The organism is Asaia bogorensis NBRC 16594 (genome assembly GCF_001547995.1).
GTDB lineage: Bacteria > Pseudomonadota > Alphaproteobacteria > Acetobacterales > Acetobacteraceae > Asaia > Asaia bogorensis.
Genome location: NZ_AP014690.1, coordinates 2423178 through 2437112, shown reverse-complemented (window position 1 = coordinate 2437112; position 13935 = coordinate 2423178). Strand labels below are relative to the sequence as shown.

Below are 13935 nucleotides of genomic sequence, written 5' to 3'. Positions count from 1 at the left end.
TTAATCAGATTCATTCTCAATTACAAGAAAGCGATTGCACAGGAGAGCGCTCATGCTGGTTCATATTCCCAATGTCCTGACACCTGAAGAGCTGCGTCATTGCCGTCAGACGCTTGAGCAGGCGTCGTGGCTGGACGGCAAGGTGACCGCCGGGCAGCAATCGGCAAAAGCCAAGCACAACCTTCAGGTGCCTCAGGATTGCGAGACCTCGCGCGAACTGGGCGAGATCGTGTTGCGGGCGCTGGGACGAAACCCCGTGTTCAATAGTGCCGCCCTGCCGCTGCGCGTCTTCCCGCCGCTCTTCAACCGCTACGATGTGGGCATGAAATTCGGCGCCCATGTCGATAACGCCATACGCCCCATTCCCGAGAGCGGCTTCAGAATCCGGACCGATGTGTCCTCAACGCTCTTCATCACCGGGCCGGATGAATATGACGGGGGTGAACTGGTGATTCAGGACACTTATGGTGAGCAGCGTGTCAAACTGCCCGCTGGTGACATGGTGCTGTATCCGTCTACCAGCCTGCATCGCGTGAGCGAGGTGACACGCGGCTCACGCTGGGCCTCGTTTTTCTGGAGCCAGTCCATGGTGCGCGACGATACGAAGCGTGCCCTTCTGTACGACTTCGACCGTTCGATCATCGAGACCCGCAAGGCTCTCCCCGATGATCATCCGGGTGTGCTCGGGCTGACCTCGACCTATCACAACCTGCTGCGTCAGTGGGCGGAGCTCTGAGCCACCACCCTACCGCGCTGCTGCCTTGCAGGAGTAGATGAAGGGGAGGTGCTTTGCCAGCGAGGCAGACGCCCTGTCTGCTTCGTTTGTCTGAGTGGCAATTCAGGCGTGATATTCAGGGCTGGCCCCATGATGGCACTTGCCGTTATGTCGGGCGTTCCGGTCTCCTGAACCCGAGTGTGCCATGTCGCCCCGCTTTTCCCTTCACGGGCAACGTCTCCTGCTGGTGGGAGCCCCGTTCTGCGCGGTTCTGCTGCCCATGCCTTTTCTTTATGGGGCCTCATGGCGGCTGCTTGGTGTGCCAGTGAGCCTGTGGTGGCTGTTTGCCTGTCTGCCGTTCACGACACTCTGCCTTGCCCTTGCACTCCGGCCCATGGGGCCCCTTAACGATGATGCTGCACCTGTCGGAGGGGCAGAACGTTGAGAGTGGCGGGTTTCGTTCTCGTCCTCCTGCTCGCCCTGGGTTTGGCCTGCGCGCCGCTCAGAAGCGGCGTCACCCGTGACCCTCGCGCCTTTTTTGCCGCACGAGGGCAGTTCGGCGTTGCGCTCTTCTTTCTGCTTTCAGTGGGCGAGACCTATTCGATCGGTTCGGTTTTGGGCTTTCCCGGAGGTATCGCCGCGAGCGGTTCCATCGACGTGGCATTGTGGTTTGTCGGGTATATCCTGCTCGCCTTCCCGGTCGGGATGGTGCTGTATCCCCGGTTATGGCGGGTGGGAAACCGCCTGGGCGCCATAACCCTGCCAGACATGCTGGGGGGGTATTTCCGGAGTACGCTTGTCGGGCGTGTGACGGGCCTTGTGCTCGTTATTCTGATGCTCCCGCTGGGGACCATGCAGTTCATAGGCCTGGATGCGGTATTCTCGACCCTTGCCCTACCGGTTTCCCCTATCATGCTCAGTGCGTTCGCAGCATTGCTGGCGTTCCTTTTTGTGGCGGGTGCCGGATTGCGTGGTGCGGCGCTGAGTGCGGCATTGAAGGATGGCCTGATCCTGCTCTCCATCGTCTGCGTGGCGTTTGCAGCCCTCTTGGCCTGGCCCCATCAGGCGACGCGCCCTCTCAACGTGGCGCTGCGTGGTGCCAGTCCACATCCTTTTTCGACCTGTGTGATGATCATGAGCACGATCGTGACGCAGGCTTTCGGCTTTTGCATTGCGCCACAAACCGCTGCCGCTGTCTTCTCGGCCCGCGATCCGCAAACCATCAGACGGGCCCAGATCTGGATGCCGCTCTATATGGTGCTGTTTCCGCTGCTGGTCGTCATTGCGTGTTTCGGCCTGACCCATCCCGTCATTATGGGACGGCCCGACTCAGTCTTTCTCTCGGTAGCGTCGCATCTTCTGCCGGGGTGGGGTGTCGGGATCGTCTCAGGCGCAGTGGCCCTGACCGCGCTCGTCTGGCTCGGGGCGGTGTGCCTCAGCCTTGCGGCGATCGTCACCGGCAGTTTCACGCCGCATCTTTCTGCCCCTGCGCAAAAGCGTACGGGTCTGGCCATCATTGCGCTCTATCTTGGCCTTTCCGTGCTGACAGCTGCCCTGCATACCGCGCTGATCGTGACACTCAACCGGCTGTTCTATGTAGGGCTGGTGCAGCTCCTACCCGCCGTGCTGCTTTGCGTGACGGGATATCGCGTTTCCCCTGGACGGCTGCTTGCTGCCCTGTTCCTCGGGCTTGTATCGGGTGGCGTGGTTTTCGCCTTGGACTGGGGCCCCTTTGGTCTGAGTCCGGCTCTTCCGGGTTTGCTGGTCAATGGTGCGATACTGTTTCAGGCCGGACTGCCGCGCAGGGATTCTGTCTGCCACGGCGAAATGGGGAGGAAGGCCAAAGGCGCCTGATCTCTGAAGGGTCAGGGCCGAATGCGGGAGAACGCTATCTGGGCGGCAAGAGCCATAAGAAGGGTTGTGACGCCGAGCACCGACAGGGACAAAAGTGGGTCCAGCATAGCGTGGCCGGTCAGGGCGCCTCTCATGCCGTCAATGCCGTAGGTCAGCGGGTTGCTGAAGGCGAGTCCCCTGATAAGGCGGCTCTGCCCTTCAAGGGGGAAGACAGCGCCGGAAAGATAGAAAAGCGGCGTCAGGATAAAATTGACGGTTTGTGAAAAGCTTTGGGCATCGCTCATGACGGAGCCCAGCACCGAGCCGAAAAAGGCAAAGAGCAAAGCCAGAAGCAGGGCAAAGGCTAAGGCGAGCGCCAGATGGGCGGGTGAAGGGAGAACACCTGCCAGTGTCAGGCATATCACACTCACGATGATAGCCTGGATCAACGCGACACTTGCCACACCCAGCGCACGCCCGAGCAGGATCCAGTGTCGGGAAACCGGCGAGACCAGTGTCTCCTTGATGAACCCGAACTGCCTGTCCCACAGCAAATCCGCACCTGAATAGACCGTGTTGAACAGGATACCTGCGCCCACCACACCCGGTGCGAGGAACGTGAAATAATCCCCTTCGCCCGCCTTGCGAAAAACTGGCGCAAAGCCCAGACCGAGGGCAACGAGAAACAGGAAAGGCTGTGCCAGCGCCGAAATCAGCCGGCCTCGCGCACGCAAGAAGCTCCTGATTTGCCTGAGCCATAAATTATAGATGACATCGATCATCAACGCGGCTCTTCCCCGGCGGTCAGAGAGAGGAAGCTGTCTTCCAGCGAACCTTGCTGGGCATGATCCATCACAGCGCTGACCGCGCCTTGGGTCAGGATGCGTCCTTGTTTGATCACAGCGACGCTCTGTGCAACGCGTTCGACCTCATCGAGATAATGGCTCGTCAGGAAAATGGTCGTACCCTGATGGGCCTGCAACGCCTGTAGATGATCCCACAGCACACGCCGTGATTGCGGGTCGAGCCCGAGAGTCGGCTCATCCAGAAAAATCAGGGCTGGGCGGTGCAGCAGGGATCTGGCGATCTCGACCCGCCGCTTGAGACCGCCACTCAGGGTCCTGACCATCTGCCGCGCGTGGTCCGTCATATCGAACAGGGTTAGCGCGTCTGCAATACGTGACGCTCTCTCGGCACGCGGGATGCGGTAGAAAGCGCAATGGATCCAGAGATTCTCCTGCACGGTCATGGCAGGGTCCAGGGTACATTCCTGGAAGACCACGCCGAAATGACGCCTGGCTTCCATCGGGTCATTGGCCAGATCGATGCCATTCAACAGGATGCGTCCGCTATCAGGGGGAAGCAGGGTGGTCAGCATCTTGATCGTGGTGGTCTTGCCTGCGCCGTTGGGCCCCAGAAAGGCGAAAATCTCACCGCGAGCGACCGTGAAATCCAGACCCGAGACAACCTGCCGATCCCCGTAGGATTTGACCAGCTTCTCCACCCTGATCACAGCCTGTGGCGCGCCTGCCATGCCCGAAGGCGCTGAGGGCACGGCATGCTCCGGTCTGCATGAGCGATCATGAGCTTGCTCGGTAGAGGGCTTGGCTGGCGTCAACGCGGTAATATCCCTGTGGTCAGGGTGGCACTCCGGGTTTCCTGCCTCAACAGGCCCCAGCCCTCAAGTATGTCGATGGCGCTCTCGACACCCTGCTCTGCTTCGATCAGTGGACGCAATGAGGCGGCCTTGTCGCGCGGAGCGCGTGTTGTTGCGCGCCCGATGGCCTCGGCCAGCCTTTCGGCGGTGAGTGTCCTGCGCGACAGGCGCATCGGGCTGATACCGATAACCTTCAGGCGCCAGCTCCAGAAAAACTGGTCAGCCAGAAACGGTATGATCACCTGAGGCAGGCCGGCGCGCGTGGCAGCCGCCACCGTTCCAGCGCCCCCGTGATGAACCGCAAGGGATACGCGGGGAAAAAGCCAGTCATGGGGGGCGTTGTCGATGAAAAAGATATCCCCCTCCTGGTCGGGCTTGAGGTTTTTGAGCGCTCCCCAGCCTGTCGCGACGATCGCGCGTCGCCCGGTCAGGCGCAGGGCCCTGAGAATGAGCGCGGTAAATTTCTCCGGGTTGCCGGTCATCATGCTGCCAAACCCGACATAGACCGGGGCAGGACCGGCGGCGAGAAATGCTTCCAGCTCCGGTGAGGGGCGCCAGCTTGTTTTCTGGTCGTAGAACCAGCTCCCGGTTACGGCAATGCGGTCACGCGACCAGTCAGCGGGTTGGGGCTGGATGTGCCGGCTGAAGGCATAAAGCAGATAGCGCCTGTTACCCGCGCTGTCCGTTTCGGACCACGGTCCCTTCCAGCCAATGGGAGGCAGGGACAGCTCGCGACGCATGATCGCCACCGGAAACGACATGAAACGCCAGATCAGGAATCGTGCCACATGGGTCAGCGCCTTATGCAGGATACCGGGCAAGCGCAGGGCCGGGTTCGGCCACAGGGGAGGCACCCATTTCGACGGGGTCATGGGCATGAATTGCGCCTGAACGAACGCTATGCCCCGCTTCTGGGCAATCGAGGCTCCGAGTATCGTGCCGGAGCCCGATCCGATGACGAGTTCTGCTCTTTTCGTGGCTTCCATCGCCTGCCTGACCCAGAGAGGCATCCACCGACACAGGGCACGAGCGACCTGCCATCCCATGCGCAACTGGTTTCCCTTTTCCAGCACAGCATGTTCCTGTGTCATCAGGTCGGCGAAATCGGACTCGATGGGCGCAAACCTGAGACCACCGCCCCTTATGAGGGCTTCGTGGCGCGCTGATGTGGCAATGCAGACGTCGTGACCCCGTCTGGCGAGGCCCTGCCCAAGGGCGACGAACGGACGCGCATCGCCCTGCGTGCCGATGGTGAAGATCACGATTTTCATGGCGGCATCCGGTCAGGCGGCAGAGAGGCAGGATGCGGGCGTGCGGTCCTGCGCGAGGCCGATATTGATCCAACGCGCAACGGTCTCGACATGGCCGGGCAGCAGCATATCGCCATGACGGCAGTCAAGGTCATGGGCCGTGATATGGCCAGAGCTGTACGCCCTCCAGGCATACGGGTCGTCCGAGATGATCGTCACCTCGTTCTGGCTTCCCTTGTCCGCAGCCCTGAGGAACAGGATATCGGCATCATTGGGCGTCGGAACATGGGCGAGCAGCATCTCGATATTGCGTCTGGTGATCAGGCGCAGCTTCTCGGCAAGGCTGGTCAGGGCATTGAGGTCGATTTCAGGCAGATCCGGAAGCACCGTTGTGTCCAGTGTTTCCAGAAACAGATCGGCCAGGCCATCGAGCGTATCGGGCAAGGCTGCATCCTCGACCGGAGCGATCTGCAGGAATTGCAGGGCAGCGCGTATGGCCTGGGGGCTATCCGGCGCAAGGCTCTGATCCTGGAGCAGGCAGGGATAAGAATCCAGCATGGCCAACAGGGCTATCTCCTCCCCCTCCTGTCTTAGGAGAGACGCAATTTCATGGGCAACAACGCCACCCATGGACCACCCGACCAGATGATAGGGGCCGTGCGGCTGCAAACGCCGCAATTCGGCAACATAGAAGGCCGCCAGGGCCGCGAGCGTGGCGGGCGCATCGTTCTTCAGCAGGAGCCCGGCATCCTGCAGGCCATAGACCGGATGGGACTCAGAAAGGAGTGGGGCCAGCGTGTTGAAGTTCCAGCTCATGCCGATCACGGGATGAAAACAGAAGACCGGCGCGTTGTGTCCCTGTTCCCGTATGGCAAGGCATGGCGCAAGCGGGTCGCAGGTGACCGAGCCCCCTTCGAGCAGGGGAGCCAGAAGGGCAATTGTAGGAGCGGCAAAAACCTGCCCGACAGGAAGCGCGTAACCCTCGCGTGAGAGGCAGGCGATCATCTGTACGACCATGAGGCTGTCGCCGCCGAGTTCGAAGAAGCTGGTATGGATGTCGACGCGTTCGAGATCGAGCAGTTCGCCCCATAATGCGCTCAGCCTGCGTTCCGCCGGGGTGCGGGCTTCGGTGAAGGTTGTCGTCTCCGTCTCTTCACGCAGGGAGGCCAGCGCCGCCCGGTCAAGCTTGCCGCTTGTCATGCGCGGCAGTGTCTCGACGCAGACGATACGCACCGGGATCATCTGGGGGGGAAGCAGGCCAAGAAGGGTGCGTCTGATCTGTGAAGGGTCGAGCTTTGCGCCATGGGTTGCGGGTACGAGATAGGCGGCGAGGAGAGACGTGCCGCGTGCAGGGTCTTTCTCGATCATCACGGCGGCCTGCAGGATTTCTGGCAGGCTAAGCAACGTACTCTCGATCTCACTGGGTTCGATACGCATCCCGCGTATCTTGATCTGCTGGTCGCCGCGCCCAAAGACGGTCAACGTCCCGTCATGTCCAATTGCCGCCCGATCGCCTGTGCGATAGGCCTTGTGTCCAGGTACCCCAAGAGGGTCGGGGATGAAGCGGCTTGCCGTGAGTTCCGGCTGATTGAGATAGCCCGAGGCAACGCCATCACCCGCAATCAGCAATTCGCCGACAACGCCATCTGGCAGCGGGGTTTGATCGGGCCCGATGATGTAAAGCTGTGTATTGGCCAGAGCATGCCCAGCGGCCGGCGTATCGGTTTCCTGAGGGTCGAGATGATGCGTCGTAGACCAGATCGTGGTTTCCGTGGGGCCATACAGATTATGCACCGCCCGGCCGAGATGCAGCATCTGGCGCGCCATATGGGCTGGCATCGCCTCGCCGCCGCTCATGAGCATTATACCCTGCAGGGCGCTGCTCTCGGCTGTGCCGAGCAGGGTCTGCCACAGCGTCGGGGTCGCTTGCATGGCTGTGATGCCATGTTCCCGAACAAGGGCTGCCAGACGGCCTGGTTCCAGGATATCCTCGCGGCTGGCAATGACACAGGCCCCGCCGGATGTGAGCGGCAGGAGCATTTCGAGCACGGCAATATCAAATGTCCAGGCCGTGACGGCCAGAAGTGTTTCCTGCGCGCCATAGGCCAGTCTTTCCGTGATGGCATGCAGGAAGTTTGTCAGGGCCTTGCGGGGAATAACCACCCCCTTGGGTCGCCCGGTCGTACCTGAGGTATAGGTGACATAGGCCGTGTCATCCGGGACGGGCGAGGACGAGGCTATCTTCCCTCGCGAAAGTCGCTGCAGTGTGGACGCGTCGCTCGCAAGAGCCCATGCGGTGTATTCTGCCGCCCAGTCGAGATGGGCAGCGTCCGGCACAATGACGGCACTGGGTTCAGCATCTTCGAGGATCAACTTTGCCCGTGCCTGGGGCGAGGCGATATCGAGGGGCAACCATGCGGCGCCTGCCTGCAGGACAGCGGCAACAGCAAGGATCATGCGTCTGTCGCGTGGCAGGGCCAGAGCGACCAGCTTGCCCGGCCCCATGCCTTCTGCCCGAAGCTGTTCGGCCAAAGCGCCGCTCTGTCGAAGAAATACCTCACGCGTCATCACGCCATAGGCATCGCTGACGAGGGGGCCGGAGCCGCGACTGACCCCATGGTCGATAAGCTTTGTCAGGGGCGTGGTGGGCCAGTCGCGGCGGGTTGTCCGGTTTCTGGCTTCCTGCGCATCGCGTTCCTCTGGCGTGAGCAGGGACAGATGATCGAGCGTGGTATCGGGTACGTTGGCGATCTGTTCAGCCAGACGCAGGATTCGGGTCAGATGCGCATCCAGCTCATGGGCCGCGTAAAGCGCTGGGTTGGCATCGCATTGAAAACACAGGCCAGCACCGTCCTTGCGGTCGAAGACGAAGATGGTCAGATCCTCCATCGCGCCATTGCTCAGATTTTCGTTGCGCGCGGTGATGGGACCGAAGGAGAGATTATAGTCGAAAGGCTCGATATTGATGCCGATACGGCTGATCTGGGTAGTATTGCTGAACATCCCGAGATCACGCCGCATATCCTCGTAGCGATATTGCTGGTGGCGTAATGCATTACGCATGGCCCGACGTGCCATGCCGACGAGGTCGGCAAAACTGGTTTTGGGTGCGATCCTGAAACGCAGCGCCACAGCATTGGCGACCATGCCGGGCGTGTGTCTGAGCTGACGATTGGCGCGTGCACTGACGGGCATGCCCACGACAAGGTCGGATTGTCCGGTAACGCGATAGAGATAGGCCACGAGAAGGGCTGTCAGTGTCTGGGGGAGGGTCGCCTCCAGCGCACGGCCGATCCGGGTCAGACTCTCGGCGCGCTCATCCGACATGAAAACTGCGCGGGTTATCGCGCCGCCAGCCTCGCCGCTGGGGGCACGTTGGGGGCGCAGCGACAACGAAACCGGCTCGGGTGCTTCTGAAAGCGCTTCGCTCCAGTAGGCCTTGTCCTTTTCGAAGCAAGGCGACTGCCGGTAGGCCTGTTCCTGCTCATGCAGGGTCGAGAGTGGGAGGAAGGCGGCCTCCGGGGGGGATATCCCGTCATATCGCGCGCTGTAGTGGGCCGCGACACGCGCTGCCACCATCCCGCCTGCAAATCCGTCCAGCACGGCATGATGACAGCAGTGAAACCAGATATGATACGTGTCGCTGAGCTGCAGTAAGGCGTTTTGCCACAACGGATCATGTTCGAGATCCAACGGTGCACGCAGGCGTTCAAGCATCCAGTCACGGGCGGACTGTTCCGGATCGGGCATGTCGTGGAACGCGATGACAGGACAGGTGACGGATCCTGGTGGGCGGATCGTGTAAACCGGACCCTCTGGTTTTTTGACGATGGCGGTCCTGAGCGTCTCGGCCTCGGCCTGTACGCAGGTGAGTGCCTCGATGAAGAGATCTGTGCGGAGTGCTCCGCGAAGATGGATCGCTTCCGCAATATTCAGGCTCGATCCTGAAGGGGCGAGAAATTGCGTCATCCACAACCCACGTTGTGCAGTGGTCAATGGCAGCGTCGCAACGCGGTTTTCGTGCAGCATCGTTCGGTGCCAAGGCCTCTTTGAGGTATTATTATTTTGGGTGTGGCTCCGGTGACTTTTAAGGAGGATCGGAGTGTTTTACAATAACCGATACCCCAAATGCAGTGTCACACCGGAACTTGATCGCCATTGATGATCATGCTGCCGATACACGCATGGTCGCCGTATGGCCTTGGGCACTTAAAAACAGGCCAATAGTCGCTGATCATGTGAAAAAGAACGGACAGAGTCTTTCAAACCATGGCGCAGGCAGGCCGAATGGTCCGTAAGTGACACGAAATATCACATTTGTTCAGTTTGATCAGATGAATGCCGGGTGCTCGCAGCAGGCGATCCAAAGGCCCTGTAGTGGACAACATATTGACAAATATACATAATTATAACAAAGTGCCGTAGTTCACATGCAAAAACAGTAATCAGGATCGTTCTGGTCCCACATAATAGGTAACGAATATCACTCTCGTTAGTGTGATTTCGTTCACAACCGCTGTTACGGTTATGGTTCTTGGGCACTTAGGGTGTTTTCCCGGCACACAGTATGGGGCCCATTATGGTTCATTCAATCGTTCACGCAGCGCATACCGGCCATGGCGATGGCGCTTCGTCCCAGTCTCCCGCAGCACGGCCCAAGCTGGACCGCATCTTCAACGACCCCGATGGCGTGGTCGAAGACGGCGTGCGCGGCGCACTCCTTGCTCATCCCGACATCATTGTAGAAACGGCCAATCCGCGTGTCGTCAAGCGCGCCAAGACCACGGGCCGTCGCAAGGTCGGCGTGATCACGGGTGGCGGTTCGGGCCATGAGCCGGCGTTCCTTGGCTATGTCGGTACGGGCCTTCTGGACTCGGTTGCCATTGGTGAGATCTTCTCTTCTCCGACGGCTGTGAGCTTCCTCGACGCCATGAAGGAAGCCGATATGGGCGCTGGCGTAGCCTGCCTGTTTGGCAACTACGCGGGTGATACGATGAATGTCCGCATGGCGGCGCGTGATGCGCAGCAGGCTGGCATCAAGGTCGAGACCGTGGTCGCCACCGACGACGTTGCTTCGGCTCCGGCAAGTGAAGCCGAGCGCCGCCGCGGTGTTGCTGGCGAAATCCTGATGTGGAAAGCCGCCGGTGCGCGCGCTGAAGAAGGCGGCTCGCTGGATGAGGTGATTGCCGTTGCCCGCAAGGCCATTGCCAATACCCGCTCCATCGGTGTCGGCCTCACGCCCTGCACCATCGTTGCCAACGGTCATCCGAATTTCTCGATCGAACTCGGCACCATGGAAGTCGGTATCGGCCATCATGGCGAGCCCGGCGTGTCGGTTCAGGAGCTCGGCCGCTCGCGCGATATCGCCAAGCTGATGCTTGAGCACATCCTGCCCGACCTGCCCTTCACCAAAGGCGACCGCGTGACGGTGCTGCTCTCGGGTCTGGGTGCCACCCCGATCATCGAACTCTATGTGCTTTACGCTGATGTTGCCGATCTCCTGAAGGAGAAGGGCATTGAGGTGGCGCATCGCTTCGTTGGCAATCTCTTCACCTCGCTCGAGATGAAGGGCGCCACCCTGACGATCATGAAGACCGATGAAGAGCTGGATCGCCTGATGGCTGCTCCCGCCGAATCCATCGGTCTGGTGCGCGTCGGCGCTGGTGCGGCACAGGTTCAGGCTGCTGAAGCGCCTACGGCCAAGGCCGACCCGGTCGAAGCGCTGGTCAAGACCGCGACGGGCGAGAAATACGTGCCCAAGAGCGGTATTCCCGTTGCCGAAACCACGAAGGTCATCCCGGCCCTGGTCGATGCCATCGTCAAGGCACGTGACTGGCTGAGCGAGATCGACGGCAAGATTGGCGATGGCGATCACGGCATCAACATGGCCAAGGGCTTTGCCCGCTGCGGTGATGCGCTGGGTGCCAACCCGCCGGTCATGGAAAAGGGCCTCGATGCCCTGTCAGACTCGCTGATGGCCGGTATCGGCGGCTCGATGGGCCCGCTTTATGGCCGTTTCTTCGAAGGCATGGCGATCCCGCTGCGCAATGTCGAATTCCTTGATGGCAAGCTCTTCGCCCAGATGCTCGATGGGGCGCTGGCCGGCATCAACAGCCTTGGCAATGCCCGCGTAGGTGACAAGACCCTTGTCGATACGCTGCAACCTTCGGTTGAAGCCTTCCACAAGGCACTGGATGATGGAAAGTCGTTCGAGCAGGCCCTGATTACGATGTCGGAAGCGGCAGAACGTGGTCGTGACTCCACAATCGATCTGGTGGCCCGTATCGGCCGCGCCAGCCGACTGGGCGAGCGTTCACGTGGCGTGCTCGATGCCGGTGCAACCTCCTGCTGCCTGATCCTTCAGACGATCGCCAAGGAGCTCGTGGCTCCGGCGCGTAACCACAACGCCTGATACGCCACGAACCGAAAGACCAAGACCATGAACAAGATTGTTACGCCTGACCTGGGTGCCCTGCAGAAAGAAGCAGCCAGCGTCGCCCTGCCGGAAAAGATGATGGCCGTCGTCGCCTACGAACCCGGCGATTATCGCTGGGAAGAGGTGGATGTCCCCCGCGCCGGTCCCGATGACATCATCATCGAAGTCGAGACCGTTGGCATCTGCGCCGGTGACATCAAGTGCTTCCTGGGCGCCCCTTCCTTCTGGGGCGACAAGGAACAGCCCCGCTACGTCAAGCCGCCGATGATCCCGGGCCACGAATTCATCGGGCGCGCTGTCGAGATCGGCGAGAACCTGCGCGGGCAGTACAAGGTGGGTGACCGCCTGATCAGCGAGCAGATCGTTCCCTGCGACGATTGCCGCTACTGCAAGGGCGGTCAGTACTGGATGTGCGAGCGTCACGACCTGTACGGCTTCCAGAACAACACCAACGGCGCCATGGCGAAGTACATGCGCTTCCCCAAGACGTCGCGCACCCATCGTGTTCCCGAGGACATGCCTGCCGAGGCGGCTGCCCTGATCGAGCCCTATGCCTGCTCCGTTCACGCTGTGAACCGTGCGAACATCCAGCTTGATGACGTGGTGGTTCTGGCGGGTGCCGGTACGCTGGGTCTGGGCATGGTGGGCGCTGCCCGCCTGAAGAACCCGAGCAAGCTGATCGTGCTCGACACCAAGCAGGACCGTCTGGATCTGGCCAAGAAGTTCGGCGCGGATATCGTGATGAACCCGCTTGAAGAAGACGTGGTGGCCAAGGTCAAGGAACTGACCGGTGGCTATGGCTGCGATGTGTATATCGAAGCAACCGGCCATCCCTCGAGCGTTCGTCAGGGCCTGCACATGATCCGCAAGCTCGGCCGCTTCGTCGAGTTCAGCGTGTTCGGCGATGAAGTGACCTGCGACTGGTCGATCATTTCCGACCGTAAGGAGCTGGACGTGCTCGGTGCGCATCTGGGTCCGTACTGCTACCCCTTCACCATTGCCGCCATTGCCGATGGTCGTCTGCCGGTCGAGGGTGTGGTGACCCACTCCCTGCCGCTGGACCAGTGGAAGGAAGGCTTCGACCTGATGAAGAAGGGCGACAAGTCCATCAAGACGGTCCTGATCCCATAAGATCAAACGTGTATCAGGTGGGAAAGGCGGTTCCGAAAGGAGCCGCCTTTTCTGTTTTCAGAGTGTCAGCGTGCCCGCAATGCGTGGCGTGACAGTTCCCCCGACCCAGATCGTCTCCCCGTTCTTGACGATTGAAACACGGCCATTGCGGCCCATCGCAGTACCCTGGCTCGCGATATAGCTCTCCGGGGCTGCGCCCTTGCCAATCATCCACTGGGCCATGGCGGCATTGAGACTGCCGGTCACCGGGTCCTCAAATCCCTGGTTCTGGCCGACAAAGGCCCTGATCTCTAAGGCAGCGCCTGTCTCATCACGGTCTTCCTGCCAGGGCGCCACGATCCCGTAGAGATTGTCGCCCATTCTCGACCAGTCAGGCCTGACCGAGAGCACATCCTTGCGCTCACGAAGGGAGAGAAGCTGCCAGGGTGGGCCATTATCCCCCCAGGCAGCATCCAGAATATCATCGGGAGCAAGGCCCAGCGCCGCGCAGGCGGTATTGCGCTCTTCGATCGTCAGGGGGGTGGCCCGTCGCCTCGGTGGGGCTGCGAAAGCAAAACGTGTATCATCAACCCGCACGCGCACCAGCCCCACATCACATTCCTGCACGATGGTGCCATTATGGGTGTTGCCGGGGAGGGAGGCCCATACAAAGGCTGTGCCGAGTGTCGGGTGCCCCGCAAAGGGAAGCTCACCGCCGGGCGTGAAGATACGCACACGATACGAGGCCTCGGGCGTCGTGGGGCGTAACAGGAAGGTTGTCTCGCTCAGATTGGTCCAGTTGGCGATGCGGGCCATCAGCGCATCATCAAGGCCATCGGCATCCAGAATGACCGCCAGGGGATTACCGGCGAAGGGTGTGGCGGCGAAAACATCGACCTGCCGGAAGGGATGGTCGCTCATGATCGACCCTTTC

General features: G+C 60.7%; 10 protein-coding genes. 5 read left to right on the top strand and 5 right to left on the bottom strand.

Annotated elements, in window-relative coordinates; genetic code table 11:
* The first annotated feature begins 52 nt into the window (after positions 1–52).
* The 3 genes from Asbog_RS10745 to Asbog_RS10735 all read left to right on the top strand — a co-directional run bounded on the left by Asbog_RS10745 (position 53) and on the right by Asbog_RS10735 (position 2569).
* The gene (locus Asbog_RS10745) at positions 53–736 is read left to right on the top strand and encodes a Fe2+-dependent dioxygenase (RefSeq protein WP_062165135.1); all 684 of its coding nucleotides are present in this window, start codon (positions 53–55) and stop codon (positions 734–736) included.
* Between the two features lie 184 nt (positions 737–920).
* Positions 921–1160, top strand: coding sequence for a hypothetical protein (locus Asbog_RS10740; RefSeq protein ID WP_062165134.1), 240 nt, complete (start codon positions 921–923; stop codon positions 1158–1160).
* A gap of 2 nt (positions 1161–1162) precedes the next feature.
* Positions 1163–2569 carry an SLC5/6 family protein gene (locus Asbog_RS10735; protein WP_062165133.1) on the top strand — a complete coding sequence of 469 codons (1407 nt, stop codon included), beginning with the start codon at positions 1163–1165 and terminating at the stop codon, positions 2567–2569.
* Positions 2570–2580: 11 nt separating this feature from the next.
* Here Asbog_RS10735 and Asbog_RS10730 read toward each other — a convergent pair whose 3' ends face one another.
* Genes Asbog_RS10730 through Asbog_RS10715 form a run of 4 tightly spaced genes read right to left on the bottom strand, consistent with a single transcriptional unit; the run spans position 2581 to position 9484 of the window.
* The gene (locus Asbog_RS10730) at positions 2581–3330 is read right to left on the bottom strand and encodes an ABC transporter permease (protein WP_062165132.1); all 750 of its coding nucleotides are present in this window, start codon (positions 3328–3330) and stop codon (positions 2581–2583) included.
* A complete protein-coding gene (locus Asbog_RS10725; RefSeq protein WP_146926349.1) occupies positions 3330–4103 on the bottom strand; it encodes an ABC transporter ATP-binding protein in 774 nt (257 codons plus the stop codon). The genes Asbog_RS10730 and Asbog_RS10725 overlap by 1 nt, the downstream gene beginning before the upstream one ends.
* A gap of 59 nt (positions 4104–4162) precedes the next feature.
* The gene (locus Asbog_RS10720; RefSeq protein ID WP_062165131.1) at positions 4163–5476 is read right to left on the bottom strand and encodes a glycosyltransferase; all 1314 of its coding nucleotides are present in this window, start codon (positions 5474–5476) and stop codon (positions 4163–4165) included.
* 12 nt (positions 5477–5488) lie between these two features.
* Positions 5489–9484: a non-ribosomal peptide synthetase gene (locus Asbog_RS10715; RefSeq protein ID WP_062165130.1), complete on the bottom strand. Its 3996-nt coding sequence runs from the start codon at positions 9482–9484 to the stop codon at positions 5489–5491.
* Positions 9485–10034: 550 nt separating this feature from the next.
* On the opposite strand from Asbog_RS10715, the gene dhaL reads away from it, so the two are divergent.
* Both dhaL and Asbog_RS10705 read left to right on the top strand, forming a co-directional pair.
* Positions 10035–11867: a dihydroxyacetone kinase subunit DhaL gene (gene dhaL / locus Asbog_RS10710; RefSeq protein ID WP_083510992.1), complete on the top strand. Its 1833-nt coding sequence runs from the start codon at positions 10035–10037 to the stop codon at positions 11865–11867.
* Positions 11868–11894: 27 nt separating this feature from the next.
* Entirely contained in the window at positions 11895–13022 is a 1128-nt protein-coding gene (locus Asbog_RS10705) for an MDR/zinc-dependent alcohol dehydrogenase-like family protein (protein WP_062165129.1), read from the top strand.
* A gap of 57 nt (positions 13023–13079) precedes the next feature.
* On the opposite strand, the gene Asbog_RS10700 is transcribed toward Asbog_RS10705, so the two are convergent.
* On the bottom strand, positions 13080–13922 hold the full coding sequence (locus Asbog_RS10700; protein ID WP_062165128.1) for a PhzF family phenazine biosynthesis protein: 843 nt from the start codon (positions 13920–13922) through the stop codon (positions 13080–13082).
* Between the last annotated feature and the right edge of the window lie 13 nt (positions 13923–13935).